Origin of the sequence: Chitinophaga silvisoli (assembly GCF_003412465.1) — a bacterium.
GTDB classification, from domain to species: Bacteria; Bacteroidota; Bacteroidia; order Chitinophagales; family Chitinophagaceae; genus Chitinophaga; species Chitinophaga silvisoli.
On record NZ_QTJV01000001.1, the window covers coordinates 166,472 to 181,007 of the forward strand.

General features: G+C 46.7%; 12 protein-coding genes. 9 read left to right on the forward strand and 3 right to left on the reverse strand.

The annotated features are described in order from the left end of the window. The first annotated feature begins 88 nt into the window (after positions 1 to 88). The gene (locus DXN04_RS00710) at positions 89 to 2,542 is read left to right on the forward strand and encodes an ABC transporter permease (RefSeq protein ID WP_116851414.1); all 2,454 of its coding nucleotides are present in this window, start codon (positions 89 to 91) and stop codon (positions 2,540 to 2,542) included. Between the two features lies 1 nt (position 2,543). On the opposite strand, the gene DXN04_RS00715 is transcribed toward DXN04_RS00710, so the two are convergent. Continuing rightward, positions 2,544 to 2,969, reverse strand: coding sequence for a hypothetical protein (locus DXN04_RS00715; protein WP_116851415.1), 426 nt, complete (start codon positions 2,967 to 2,969; stop codon positions 2,544 to 2,546). Between the two features lie 48 nt (positions 2,970 to 3,017). Next, complete coding sequence (locus DXN04_RS00720) at positions 3,018 to 3,257, reverse strand: hypothetical protein (RefSeq protein WP_116851416.1); 240 nt, start codon at positions 3,255 to 3,257, stop codon at positions 3,018 to 3,020. Positions 3,258 to 3,610: 353 nt separating this feature from the next. Here DXN04_RS00720 and DXN04_RS00730 point away from each other — a divergent pair, with 353 nt between their 5' ends. From DXN04_RS00730 to DXN04_RS00765, 8 genes are all read left to right on the forward strand, one after another. Beyond that, the gene (locus DXN04_RS00730) at positions 3,611 to 4,186 is read left to right on the forward strand and encodes an RNA polymerase sigma-70 factor (protein ID WP_116851418.1); all 576 of its coding nucleotides are present in this window, start codon (positions 3,611 to 3,613) and stop codon (positions 4,184 to 4,186) included. Positions 4,187 to 4,253: 67 nt separating this feature from the next. Next, positions 4,254 to 5,252, forward strand: coding sequence for a FecR family protein (locus tag DXN04_RS00735; protein ID WP_116851419.1), 999 nt, complete (start codon positions 4,254 to 4,256; stop codon positions 5,250 to 5,252). A 237-nt stretch (positions 5,253 to 5,489) separates the two neighbouring features. Then, the gene (locus DXN04_RS00740) at positions 5,490 to 8,978 is read left to right on the forward strand and encodes a TonB-dependent receptor (protein WP_116851420.1); all 3,489 of its coding nucleotides are present in this window, start codon (positions 5,490 to 5,492) and stop codon (positions 8,976 to 8,978) included. 4 nt (positions 8,979 to 8,982) lie between these two features. After that, on the forward strand, positions 8,983 to 10,587 hold the full coding sequence (locus DXN04_RS00745) for a RagB/SusD family nutrient uptake outer membrane protein (protein WP_116851421.1): 1,605 nt from the start codon (positions 8,983 to 8,985) through the stop codon (positions 10,585 to 10,587). 32 nt (positions 10,588 to 10,619) lie between these two features. After that, positions 10,620 to 11,753 carry a SusE domain-containing protein gene (locus DXN04_RS00750; protein WP_116852386.1) on the forward strand — a complete coding sequence of 378 codons (1,134 nt, stop codon included), beginning with the start codon at positions 10,620 to 10,622 and terminating at the stop codon, positions 11,751 to 11,753. 11 nt (positions 11,754 to 11,764) lie between these two features. Beyond that, complete coding sequence (locus tag DXN04_RS00755) at positions 11,765 to 12,898, forward strand: glycoside hydrolase family 76 protein (protein WP_116851422.1); 1,134 nt, start codon at positions 11,765 to 11,767, stop codon at positions 12,896 to 12,898. 44 nt (positions 12,899 to 12,942) lie between these two features. Continuing rightward, complete coding sequence (locus tag DXN04_RS00760) at positions 12,943 to 14,007, forward strand: glycoside hydrolase family 76 protein (RefSeq protein ID WP_199414962.1); 1,065 nt, start codon at positions 12,943 to 12,945, stop codon at positions 14,005 to 14,007. A gap of 89 nt (positions 14,008 to 14,096) precedes the next feature. Then, on the forward strand, positions 14,097 to 14,405 hold the full coding sequence (locus DXN04_RS00765) for a GIY-YIG nuclease family protein (protein WP_116851424.1): 309 nt from the start codon (positions 14,097 to 14,099) through the stop codon (positions 14,403 to 14,405). On the opposite strand, the gene DXN04_RS00770 is transcribed toward DXN04_RS00765, so the two are convergent. Then, on the reverse strand, positions 14,374 to 14,535 hold the full coding sequence (locus DXN04_RS00770; protein ID WP_083721056.1) for a phosphatidate cytidylyltransferase: 162 nt from the start codon (positions 14,533 to 14,535) through the stop codon (positions 14,374 to 14,376). The two genes, DXN04_RS00765 and DXN04_RS00770, sit on opposite strands and share 32 nt — an antisense overlap. Position 14,536: the final 1 nt, after the last annotated feature.

Below are 14,536 nucleotides of genomic sequence, written 5' to 3' on the forward strand. Positions count from 1 at the left end.
ACTCCACCCAAAACCGAACACCCCCTCCCCACAACTCCCTGACTATCAACTACCTTCCTCCTGGCACCATTCTCGCTGCCCCTCCGCTATGCTGAAAATCGCCATCCGCCACATCCTCCGTTTCAAGAAAACTGCCGCACTCAACATCGCCGGCCTTGCCATCGGCATTGCAGCGGCACTGATCATATTCATGATCATCCGCTTTGAAACCAGCTTCGACACCCAGCAACCCAATTATAAAAACATCTACCGCATCGTTACCCAAACAGATTATTCCACCGGTGTCCAATACAACTCCGGTGTATCCACTGGTGTACCTGATGCACTCAGAACAGAATTCCCCCAAATGGAAAAGGTTGCAGCGCTCCAGGCAATCCAGGGTTCCCAATTCTCCGCCAGCCGAAACAGCCAGGCAAAAGATGATAATATAAAGCAAGATCTCTCTCAAAGCATAAAGCAAAATCCTTCCCCCAACATAAAGGAAGACCCCTCCCCAAACACCTTCCGCGAAGATGCCGGCACCTACTTCATCGAACCTTCCTGGTTCGACCTATTCCACCAAAAATGGCTCTCCGGCTCCCCATCCCAATTAGCAGCACCCGACGTAGCCGCCTTAGACAAATCTACTGCCGAAAAATACTTCGGTACCTGGCAGCACGCCCTTGGCCAGATCCTCACCTTAGATAACAAATACCCACTCAAAATAATCGGCATCTTAGACAACGCCCCTGCTAATACTGACTTTCCCCTCCGCATCGTCGTCTCTTTCGAAACCCTTCGCCAGCACCCTGACGATTACAGCTATGTAAAAAACGACTGGAGCGGCATGACCGGCCAGCACCAGGTCTTCGTCCAACTCGCACTAAATACACCCCCTGAAGCTATCAGCACCCGTCTTAAATCCTTCAGCAAAGACCACTTCGCCAATCAAATCATCAAAGTAAGAACCCTTCTCTTACTCCCCTTAAAAGAAAATCACTTCGACAACCGTTTCAGCTACATCGTACCCCACGTCTCCAGCCATACCAGCTTACTCACCCTTTCATTCATCGGTATGCTCATCCTGCTCATGGCTATCATCAACTTCATCAACCTCAGCACCGCCCAAAGTGCTATCCGCGCCAAGGAAATCGGTATCCGCAAAGTATTAGGCAGCCTGAGAATACAACTCATCAAAGACCTGCTCCTGGAAACCGCTATCCTCGTCAGCATGGCCATGGTATTAGGTGCCGGCATTGCTCAGTTATCCCTCCCTGCCGTTAGCAAGCAGTTCGCCCACCTGCCTGTATCCATTTGGAGTATAGAAAATGCAGTTTTCTTATGCACAGTGGTAATCGTCGTAACGCTGTTTGCCGGTATATACCCCGCTTTCATCCTTTCCGGTTATCAACCCCTCAGGGCATTCAAACCCCAACCCGGTGCATTCTCTGTTCGTCGTGGCTTGATCATCACTCAATTTGCCATCTCCCAGATCATGATCATCTGTGTCATCGTTGCCATGGCACAGGTACACCTCCTGCAATCTGCTGACCTGGGCTTTAATAAAGATGCAGTTTACACCGTTCCCGGGTTTGGTAATTACGACCTCAACGCCGCCGATGCCCTCAAAACCCGCTTAAAACAATACGCAGGTTTTACCAGCATCACCCTGGCCAATATGCCACCTGCAGCCAACAGCAACTGGATGGATGTCTTTTATTTTGACCAGGGGGCTATAGCCAGCAGTTACAATATCGACATCCGTGTGGGCGATGCTGATTATGTCCGCACCTTCGGCCTGCAACTCATAGCCGGCCGCAACTACCGGGATGGAAAGAATATCCGCGAGCTGCTCATCAACCAGACTTTTGCAAGAGAGTTAGGCTACAACGACCCTGCAAACGCAATTGGTCACACGCTAAAAATAGGTAATACCGGTGAGTGGCACCAGATCGTAGGTGTGATAAAGGATTTTACCAACAACACGCTGCGGGAACATATACGCCCTTCCGTAGTCATGCCATGGCGGGAAGCCTGCTGGCTCACCTGCGTAAGACTCAATGATTTTAAAATGGTAGAAGTGCTGAAAGATGAATGGATGAAAGCCTTCCCCGGCTATGTATTCAATGGTAGTTTCCTCACACAGCAAATGCAAAGCTTCTACCAGCAGGAGCAACAGCTTTCCCTGCTGTACAGGCTCTTTGCCGGTATCGCAATTTTCATTTCCTGTTTAGGCTTGTATGGAATGGTCTCATTTATGGCAGTACAAAAGCAAAAGGAAATTGGTATCCGCAAAGTATTAGGTGCATCGGTTATGCATATACTCTATCTCTTCTGGAAAGAGTTCCTGGTATTAGTGGGCATAGCTTTCCTGATAGCTGCACCAGCTGGCTGGTGGCTCATGAACAACTGGCTGCAGCACTTCGCCTTGCGTACGGAAGTGGGTGCAACAGTATTCCTGACCGCGATGATAGCATCGGTAGCCATAGCTTTGCTCACCGTAAGTCACAAAGCAATGACTGCCGCGCTGACCAATCCGGTCAAAAGTATCCAAACGGAATAGTTTACTCTTCAAATTCAATGGTTTTGATCTTGTTAGCAAGGTTGTCTATACTTTGCAGCTCGATCTCTATCATTTTCCTTTTCAGTGCTGCTGCTTCTTCAGTAGAGATAAGCCCATCACTTAATGCAGCTTCAATTTTCTTAAGTAGTAATTTTTTAAATTTCACTACCCGTTTCCGTTTGTAATACGCGTTCTTCTCCCGTATAAGGAACTTCCAGATTAAAGAGAAGGCTATTGAAACACTGGGAGCAATAATAACAAGCCAGGACTTTAGTGGATAATTGTCAGGGAGATTGCTAGCTAGCAGTACGAGCAGGGTACCACTGCTTGCGCCAGCTATACTGGCAGATGTAGTGCTTGGTTGCTGGTTCTGGTTATTGAGAGCCTCTGTGGATGGGTTAGCAACCAATGAGTTTGCTTGATCCAAGGAATGAAAATGGTTTTATAGGATTGAATTGAATTTATGGTATTCGGGTCACTTCCCTAGTAGTACATCCATCGTGCGAAGAATCTCTTGTGCATCATTCTGTTTTTCCAGTTCAAGTACTACTACCTTTCCTCTTCTGTCCTCCAATACTAAAGCCTTCGGAGGATGCGTATTATACTTCTTCAGCCTGGCTGATTCCCTCCAGGCACTGATAATTGGTAATGCTAAGGTAGACAGCAAGCTGAAAACAGCTATAATCACTAATATGGTATTAAATATCGCCGACATTAATCATTTGAAGTTTGATAATTTTGGGTAACAATACTAAGTTAAGCTTTTTCCCCCGATTCACACATATAATTCTTGCTATATTAACATTTCAATTAATGACTGATATTTCCCCCGCAGTCTATACTGATGGCTGGTTTGAAGATTATTTACTGGTCACCGGAATACTCATTTTGGCACTGAGTACTATAGCTTCCAAAGGAAGCCATTTCCCGCCTGAAAAAATATTTCTCTTCCCTGTAAGTATTTTGTCTAATTTATCTGTCCTATATAAAATGGCTTAACTCGTCATTTTTCCACATTATGAAAGGGGCAAAAATCATCTTTTTCGCTTACGGTACTGTCAGCAGGGTATGAGTAACAATGAGAACATCCGTTTATGGCAACAGCAAATAGCTGTTGATGGCGATGAAAAAGCTTTCGCCGCACTATTCCGTCACTATTACGAACGCCTGCTGCACTTTTGCATGCAATACGTATCCACGCGCGAAGCAGCCGAAGAAATAGTCTCCGACGTATTCGTAAAGATCTGGAACCGACGCACCGGGCTGGACGATATCTCCAACCTGGAAGTTTACCTGTTCGTAGCTGTCAAAAATCACTCACTCAATTATCTCGAGCAATATTCTAATCTCCGGATCACTCCTTTAAATGATGATTCGGGATTAGCCGGTCTGACCACCACAGATCCGGCTAAAAATATGGAGTGGAAAGAAATCCTCTTTAAAATGGATCAGGAAGTAAACCGCCTCCCGGACCAATGCCGGCGGGTATTTAAACTGATCAAAGAAGAAGGGTTTAAATATAAAGATGTTGCCGAGATCCTGAATATTTCACCACGCACTGTGGAAACACAGTTATTCAGGGCAATGAAAAGATTGAATGAGGTGATAGGGCCATTCGTCTCGCTAAAGATGAAAAAGAAATAAAATTCTATTACGCTGTAAGTAGTTTTTAAATAATCTCTGTCCTTCTCATACAACGGCTTCTCAATTTATGATTAACGATGAACATTTTAACACACTAGCCGCCAGGAAACTGGCTGGAGAAGCTACCGCCGAAGAGCTGCAGGAGTTGGAGATCCTATTGCAGGACCACGATGAGCTACGGGAACAATTCAACCTGTTGCAATCTTATTTCACCGAAGCTCCTTACCATGCTGCTGCAGATACTGAGCTGGCCCTGCAAAAAACCATGGCACGCATACATGCCACACCCGCACTTCAGCCAAAAAAGAATGTATGGAAATGGCTCAGTGTAGCCGCCGCCGCTATGCTGATACTTGGTGCAGGATTGTTGTATGTAGATAAAGCACATACACCGGTTACCCATCTCGCCCTCAACGATACCATGCAATGGCTGCATCGCCAGAATGGCAAAGCAACCCGCGCATCTATCGAACTCGCTGATGGTAGTAAAATCTGGCTCAACGTAGACAGTAAATTGACCTATCCGGAGGTGTTCAACAGCAACTCAAGAGAGGTATACCTCACCGGCGAAGCATTCTTTGATATCGCTCCCAATCCGGGCCGGCCTTTCATTATTCACCTCGCTAAAGGAAGCGTACATGTACTCGGTACCTCTTTTAATATCCGTGCCTATGATGATGAAGCCGTGCAGACATCCGTACAAACCGGTAAAGTAGCATTTATCCCTGCTGATAATAAGGATACCATCTTCATCACACCAGATGAAAAAGTAATCTATCAGCCTGCCGCTGCGCAAACAATAATTAAAGAACCAACAGCTGCCGAAGACGATAAAGCCTGGACTGAAGGCCGCCTCGTATTCAGAGATAAAACATTGGAAGAAATAGGCATTGAACTGGAAAGGACCTTTGGCAAAAAGATCTCCTTTATCGATGATGCACCACGCCATTACAGGCTCACCGGCTCATTCCAGAACAATAACCTGCAGGACATCATGTATTACCTCGCAAGGTCAAGAGCATTCCACTATAATATAACTGATAGTACACTGCTGATAAGTGAATAGCAAATGCAATCAATCATTGTTCAAAAAAACTACTCATCAAAAGGAATGACTCACCTGTTAAAAAACAGGACACCTTAAGGCGTAAAAACGGGTCACTGACAAGAAGAAATCATAAAACAATTCATAATTCACGTTAAGGTACAGGCTTGCTAAAAAAGGGCACCCACGTCAGCCCTTTTTAGCCGCCCCCTACATCTGTAAAATTTACTGATACACACAATAAACCAAAATAGCGTTATGAAAGAAAGACCGCTACGTTTCACTATTCCGGCTACTTTCCGCTCCCTTTTCCTGCCTATGTTCGTCTGTATGATCGTTATGAACATACTCGATCTGCGCGCCCAGATGGCTTTTGCCTCCAATACTGGCCGCTACTCAGCCGCACAGCAGGTCAATGCAGCCGAAAAGCCGTCAGACAACCGCATCACCCTCCAGGTAAACAATGAAGGACTGGGACAGGTGCTCGAAAAAATTGAAGCGCAGACTCCCTTCGTCTTCGTCTACTCCAACGATGAAGTTAAAGCAGGACAAAGAGTCACCCTTACCGTCAAAGATCAACAGCTCGATGATGTACTGAAACTCATCCTCTCTCCGCTGGACATCCGCTTCGAAAAAATCAATAACAAAATCATCCTCCGTCAGAACCGCCAGTCTGCTACCACCATCCAGGCCAATGACATCTCTGTCAGCGGCAAAGTGGTAGATGCAAAAGGCGTAGGTATCCCTAACGTCAACGTACGGCTGCAAGGTACCAGTCTCGGCACCACTACAAATGATGATGGTTTTTTTACGCTAAAGATCCCAGCTGGGCAAGCCAATGGTACCTTAGTTTGCTCTTCCGTTGGCTACATCCCATCGGAGGTGGGTATCAATGGCAGAACTAATATTACCGTAATGCTCACTGCCGATTCCAAGGACCTGGGAGAGATAGTGATCACAGCTTACGGCTCACAAAAGAAAACCCAGGTAACTGCGGCGATCAATACCATTTCGACCAAGGATATTGAAGGCCGCCCTGTAACAAATATGTTCCAGGCCCTCCAGGGTACTGCCCCTAACCTCATTCTGCAACAACAAAATGCAGAACCGGGTGCTAAACTGACCCTTAACATCCGTGGTGTAGGTAGTCTCACCGGCAACTCCCCACTCATCATTATCGATGGGGTGCAGACCGGCGGCGATGGCCTCCAGAACCTGAACCCTTACGATGTGGAAAGCATCTCTGTATTGAAAGATGCCGCATCCTCCGCTATCTACGGTTCCCAGGCGGCAAACGGTGTTATTTATATCACTACCAAAAGAGGGGCTAAAGACGATAAACCATCCGTAACCTACAACGGTATGTACGGCTGGCAAACGCCTACCACCCTGCCCCGCAACGTTGAAGCATGGGAATATATGACCATGAAGGACGAAGCCCTGGTGAACTCCGGTAAGACTCCTCAATACACGCCTGAAGAAATTGCCTACTGGAAACGTAAAGGCTCATATCCGTCCTACATGGATGAAATGATCCGTAACTATACTCCACAGCAAAACCACAGCTTAAGCCTGACCGGTGGCGGCAAAAGCAGCAGCTACCTCATCTCCCTCGGCTACGTGAACCAGGGCAACATGCTGCAGAACAAATACGTAGATCAGGACTTCTACTACAAACGCTACAACGCAAGAGCTAACCTCGGCGTAGATGTAAGCAAATACGTAAAAGTGAATGCAAACATTGCCTACACGAAGTCCTTCTTCCGCCGTCAATCAGCGGATATCGGTATCCTCATGCGCGATGCCATGCGTACACCACGGATCTATCCCGTAAAGGACTCCCTGGGCAACTTCGTGGTGCCTGCACTGAACAGTAACAACGTCTTCGCTCAACTGGCACTCCAGGGCTTTGACCTGGTAGAGAAAGATAACCTGCTCGGTGGTCTGGATGTAACAATCACGCCGGTGAAACACCTGAAGCTGAACTTCAACGCTTCCGGCAACTACACCATCACCAACGATATCAACAGGGTAAATAAGTACAGCTATGCTCCTTATTATACTACTGCCAATCCTCCTACTTACAACCAGTATTCTGAATCTGAATACAAGGATAACAATACCAACGTATACGCTACTGCCGAATACGAAAACACTTTCGATAAGCATTACGTAAAAGCACAGGTAGGGGCACGCAGCGATGCTGTGAACGAATTCTACGGTATCAAAGCGAACCGTTATGGTACGACCAATCTCGATGACCAATGGGCTATCGGCGGCGGCTATATTCCAAAACCTGATGGTAGCTACGATTACTCTACTATCGGTACTTACAATGATATCAGCAATCCGAATCTCTATGCACTGAACTCCCTCTTCGGCAGAGTAAACTATGTATACGATGATAAGTATCTCGCTGAGTTCACCTGGCGCTATGATGGCTCTTCCAAACTGGCTCCCGGTCACCGCTGGCAGTTCTTCCCTGCATTCTCCCTGGGTTGGAGAGTGACAGATGAAAAAATCTTCCAGGACTTCAGAGACAAATACGGCAATATCAAGCTGCGCTACTCATGGGGACAGGTGGGTAACTCCAACATCGGAGGTTTCAACTACCTGGCCCGCGTAACACTTAATTCCGGTAAGTACGCGTTCAACAACGCACCAGCTCCCGGTGCCGACTTCTCCGCATACAATGAGACCCTGCAATGGGAAATCTCTACCATGAGTAACTATGGTGTGGATATGGATCTCTTCAATAACAAGATCTCCGCAAGCTTCGATTACTTCAATAAAACAACTACTGGCATCTATCTCTTCCAGGTTGTACCAGGTACTGCCGGTATCGGTTCCTCCCTGCAGAACGTAGGTAAGGTGCAAAACCGCGGATGGGAAATAGCTGTGAACTACCACCTGAAAACAGGCGCGGTAAAACACACCTTCGGTGCGAACCTGTCCGACAACCTGAACAAGGTGATCAAATACGGTGAACAATCTATCCAGGGATCTGACTTCACCTATATCATCAAAGAAGGATTCCCGATCGCTTCTTACTATGGTTACAAATCCAATGGTCTCTACCAGAACCTGGACGATATCAAGAATGCACCAAAAGTGCCATTCGCCTACAATCAACAGGTAATGCCGGGCGATATCAAATACATAGACCGCAATGGCGATGGTGTGATCGATGCAAACGACCGTTATGTATTCGGTAACCCATTCCCCCGCTATACATTCGGATTTAACTATAGTGCAAGCTGGCGCAACTTTGACTTCTCCATGTTCTGGCAGGGAGTTGGCAAGCGTACCCAGTTCCTGCGTGGTGATATCGTAGAGGCATTCCATAACAATGAAGACCATGCCTTCGTACAACACCTGGATCGCTGGACTCCTACCAATCCTGATGCAACATATCCACGTCTCACCATTGGTGCGGCTGATGCTAATAACTTCGCTTATTCAGACTACTGGCTGTTCGACACCCGATACCTGCGTCTGAAGAACCTGCAATTCGGCTATAACCTGCCTAAGCGCTTTACCGATCGCGTAAAAGTGCAGGGAGCAAGAATCTACTTTACCAGCCAGAACCTGATCACATTTACGCCTCGTCGCTTCCATGACCTGGGTGTAGATCCTGAATTCACACAGTTCGACGACAAGCTGTCTTTTTCCAATTACAATGCTATTGCAGGACGTAGCTATCCGAATGCAGCTACCTTCTCTTTCGGTATAGACCTGAAATTTTAAACGTATGAAGAGACTACTGATAATACTCATAAGTGCGACTACGCTGTATTCCTGCCGCAAGCTGGATCAGCCTATCACACGCGAATATACGGAGGAGGCCTACTGGCGGGATGCCGATGATGCCATCGCAGCTGTGAATAGCTGTTATGAAAACATGTCGAACGATGGCTACTTCTTTGGTAACGAAGCCCTGAGCGACAACGCTTATGTAAATGGTATCGGCTTTGACAATGTAACCGCTATTGCCGATGGTGCTTATGATCCATCCAATGCAAGGGTGACAAACGAATGGTCCTACCGCTATACCTGCATCCGCAAGTGTAACACGGTTACTACCAACATTGATAAAGTGCCAAACCTCGATTCTACCCTGAAAAAGAGAATCCTGGCAGAAGCACGTTTTATCCGTGCCTATTCTTACTTCCAGCTGGCAGACTGGTATGGAGATGTTCCTTTCTATACCAACCTGATCACCATCAATGAAGCTAAGAACATCAGCCGTACACCTAAGGCAGACATCCTCAATTTTGTACAGTCAGAACTGGCTGCCATCCGTGCAGACCTGCCTGTGAATACCGCTTACGCTGACCAGGACAGGGGCCGCATTACCCGTGGTGCTGCTATCGCCTTCAGTGCACGCGTTCACTTATATAAAGGAGAATGGCAGGCTGTGGTAGATGATTGTGAACAACTCATCGGCAGAACTGATAATGGTACTTATAGCCTGCAATCCAGCTATAAGAATGTATTCAGCATCAACAATGAATACAACAGCGAAGTAATACTCGACCTGCAATATGGTGGTGGCCGTACCTTCTCCACACAACGCAGCTTCCTGCCACAGACCGTTGCACTGCTCAGAAGTGTACTGGTACCTACACAGGACCTGGTGGATGACTATGTAATGCTGAATGGTAAAGGAATTACTGAATCAGGTTCCGGTTACAATGAGAATAATCCTTACATCAACAGGGATCCCCGTTTCGAAGCTACCATTCTGCATGATGGTTCTACTATCACAGACTTTAACGGTACTGTACAAACGATTCTTACGCAGCCGGGTTCCAATCCTGCTACCAACAGCGTGGATGACCAGGGTGCTTCTCCTACCGGTTATTACTTCTATAAATATTACGATCCTACAGCCAGCAATTACAATTCCAGCCTGAATCTGATCATGATTCGCTATGCAGAAGTATTGCTGATGTATGCAGAAGCTAAAAATGAACTGGGACAACTGGATGCAAATGTATGGAACACCACGATCCGTGCATTGCGTGTACGTGCTGGCTTCAACGATGCAGGTGCTACAGTATATCCTTCCACTACCAGCGATCAGCTCAGAACTATCGTACGCCGCGAAAGACGTGCAGAACTGGCATTCGAAGGCATCCGTCCGTTCGACATCCGCCGCTGGAAAATTGCTGACCAGGTAATGGCCAGACCAGTAAGAGGTATCAAGGTATCCGGTGGTGCTTTCAACAAAGATGCAAATGGATATATCATTGTTGAAAACAGGATTTTCAATAATCCCAAGCATTACCTCTGGCCGGTGCCTACATTCGAACGTGACCAAAACAGTAACCTTGGACAAAACCAGGGTTGGTAGAATTTCCACTTATTTTAAAAATGCTGCAAAACATGAAAACATACTTCCTGCATATATTAGCCATCATGTCCCTGTTGGCTGCAAGCTGTAAAAAGGACGATTATAAACTCAACACGAACATGAAGCCGGTACCTGCCCTGAGCGCACCGGTAGACGATAAGTATATCAAACTGCAACCAACGACCAGTGCTTCTGTAGCCTTCGAATGGGAGCAGGCTCGTGCCGAAGATGGCTCACTGGTATTGTACGAAGTAGTGTTCGACAAGGAAAGCGGTGACTTCTCCGCACCACTGGCTACCATTTCTTCTGATGGTGGTGGGGTGAATAACAAACTGACCCTGTCTCACAAAGACCTGAACACTATTGCCGCCAAAGCTGGTATCGCCTCTCTCGCTACAGGCAAACTGAAATGGACTGTCAACGCATCCAAAGGATACAATATCCAGAAGGCTGCTGAAACCCGTACCATCGAGGTGGAAAGACCCAATGGCTTTGCAGAAATTCCTGTAGATGTATACCTGACCGGTTCTGCTACCGAAGCCGGCGATAACCTGGCAGCTGCCATGAAATTGAAATCTACATCAGCAGGTGTATTTGAAATCTATACTTCCCTGAAAAATGGTACTTACCATTTCACAGACAGAAATACCGGTACGCCTACTACTTTCTATATTGACGGGGGGGCTGTAAAACAGGATGGAGAAGGTACACAAACTGCTGGTACCAAGGTATACCGCCTGCAACTGGACTTTAACAATGCTGCGGCTACCGTGACCGAAATCACTGGTATGGGCCTGTGGTTTGCGCCAGAAAACAAAATCATGTATCCACTGGATTATGTGAGCAATGGTGTATGGTCATTCAAAAATCAGCTGATCAACTTCCACCAGGAATCATGGGGCCGTGATGAACGTTATAAATTCCGCCTGAGTGTAACTGCTGCTGATGGTACCACGGGCTACGAATGGTGGGGTTCTTCCAATGCGGACAACAGTCGCCCTACTTCCGCAACACCACTGTCATTCTGGGAACTGCACCTGATCACCAATTCTGATCAGTACAACTACTGTTTCAAGTTTAGCAGTGATGTAGACACTAAAAACTGTGATGTGAATGTATACTTCTCACCAGAGAAGACCTATACCCACGAAGTGATCATTAAATAAATTATTGAATTATGCGCAAATTGATAATTGTTGGCACCTTACTCATCACAGGATTTACTTCCTGCCTGAAAGAGCCCGTGGACGATGGTCCCGGGCCTGGCGCAGGCGCGGTGAGTTATGTATATAACTGGCCTGCTATCGCTGATTCTACTGAAAAATCGCTGATCAGTGGCTGGTACAACCAGAGTGGCAATTACTTTAACAAGAATAATAGCAGTGATCAGACGTTCAACTACTGGCCCAATGCCCATGCGCTGGACCTGCTGGTAGATGCGTACCTTCGTACAGGTGATCCTGCCATCAAAGCCCGTATGGATAAGCTGCTGGATGGTGCACAGGCAAAGAATGGCAATACGATCATCAATCACTTCTATGATGATATGGAATGGATGACCCTGGCCTGCCTGCGTGCATATGAGGCGACCAGCGATGCAAAGTACAAAACTGCTGCTACCACCCTGTGGAATGATATCAAAGGAGGATGGGATGAAAATTTTGGTGGTGGTATTTATTGGAATAAGGACCGTCAAAACAAAAATACGCCCGCCAATGCGCCCGCCAGCATCATCGCTTCCCGCTTTTACCAGCTGGATCATAAAGGCGATGACCTGGCCTGGGCCAAAAAAATCTATCAGTGGCAAAAAGATAACCTGGTAGATCCAACCACGGGCCTGGTATGGGATGGCCTGGATGTCAGTGGTACGAACAAAGCCTGGAAGTTTACCTACAACCAGGGAGTGTTCATCGGTGCCGCAGTAGAGTTATACAAGCTCACCGGCGATAATACCTACATTGCCGATGCACTGAGAACAGCGAATAACGCCCTGGGCAGTGAATTCACCAGCAACAACATCTTTAAAGATGAGGGTGGGGGAGATGGTGGTCTCTTCAAAGGGATCCTGGTACGCTACTTAATGCTGCTTATTACAGATGGCAGCATCTCCAGCACCGATCAGGCAAAGTTTGCCAATTCACTTTTATTAAATGCTCAAACAATGTGGCTGAAGGGTACTTCCCGCCCACAGGTCATATTTAATACCAGCTGGACGACTACGGCTACTACAACAGATCTGACCACCCAGCTCAGCGGGTCAATGTTGATTGAAGCTGTCGCCAGACTAAAAGAACTGGAATTGATTGATTAATTTTAGATCTCCGGCCGAAGCCGGAGATCTAAAAATCCACAAGCATGCTTAAATACTCAGGTCTCATGATGCTGCTATGCCTTCATAGCAGCATTTTCGCGCAGTCATCTGCCAACAAAACCCACGCAGACACACTCTGGTCATCAGTTAGCAGGAACCTTTATGACGCGCAGAACAAACTCTATTATGAAACTACCAACAAAGAGAAGAATGAAAATCCTCATTCCTACCTCTGGCCATTGTGTGGTCTCATTCAGGCTGCCAACGAGATGGAAGCCATCCACCCGGGCAAGCATTACATGCCCACCGTTATTACCGCTATTAATGCTTATTACGACAAGAAAGCGCCGGCCCCGGGCTACGACTCCTATGTCGTGAAAGAAAAGGGTGGCGACAGGTTCTATGACGACAATCAGTGGATCGCCATTGCCTACCTGGATGCGTACAAGCGCACAAAGAAAAAATGGTACCTTGAAAAAGCCACGGAAATCTATAAATTTATGATGACGGGCTTTGATACCGTATCCGGTGGTGGTTTATACTGGAAAGAGGGCGATAAGGGTGGTAAGAACACCTGTTCTAATGGCCCGGGCATATTGGTAGCCTTACAGTTATACGATGCTACCAAACAGAAAAGCTACCTCGACACGGCTTTGTTGTTGTACAATTGGGTCAACAAATACCTGCAGGCACCGGAAGGCTTCTACTACGATATGATTCATGTGCCGTCACTCAGGATCGACTCCGCTACCTATACCTACAATGCGGGTACGATGCTGGAGGCCAATGTCAAACTATATCACATTACAAAAGATAAGCATTACCTGGAAGCTGCACAGCATATAGCAGCAGGCAGTTATGCTCACTTCTTCCGTCAGGGCAGGTTCCCATATTCCTATTGGTTCAACGCTGTTCTGCTCAGAGGATACGAAGCATTGTACGCTGTGGATGGTAACCGACAGTATATCAATGCAATGCAGGAAGATGCCGACAAAGTATGGGCTAGCGAAAGCGATCAAAGCGGACTGGTAGGCCGTAAGACGGACAAAGATTTATTAGGTCAAACTGGTATGATGGAAATTTATGCCCGCCTTGCCCGGATAAAATGAGTATCTTTGCTGCTCTATGAAATACAGGAATACAAAAGGTTACCTCCGAAACAGGGTAACCTTTTGTGTTTCATGGCATAACCATTAATATGTACACCGTTTATATCCTTTTTTCCCGTAGGTACCAGAAAATCTATACCGGACACACGACTGATCTTGTTAAGAGATTTCACTTTCACAATGTGCATGGCCGCCAGAAGGGGACCCTGCAGTACAGACCATGGGAAGTGATCTACCTGCAAAATTTCGACGATAAGATCTCTGCTATGAAACATGAATGGCTGCTCAAATCAGGCAAGGGCCGTGCATGGATCTGGTCACGTATCAAGGAGGAGTTCTATGCCAATGGATATATCAGCGGATCAGTTACTTCCGTCCACGGGATATCAGAAATATGATCAGGAATACCACAACAGCTACAGCTATAATTCCTGTCCATACACCGGCTTTAAAAATGCCGCCTACTACTTCACAGCTGCTTAACAGCATGATGGCAAAACCCAGTAATGCAAGTTGTAAGTTTTTCATA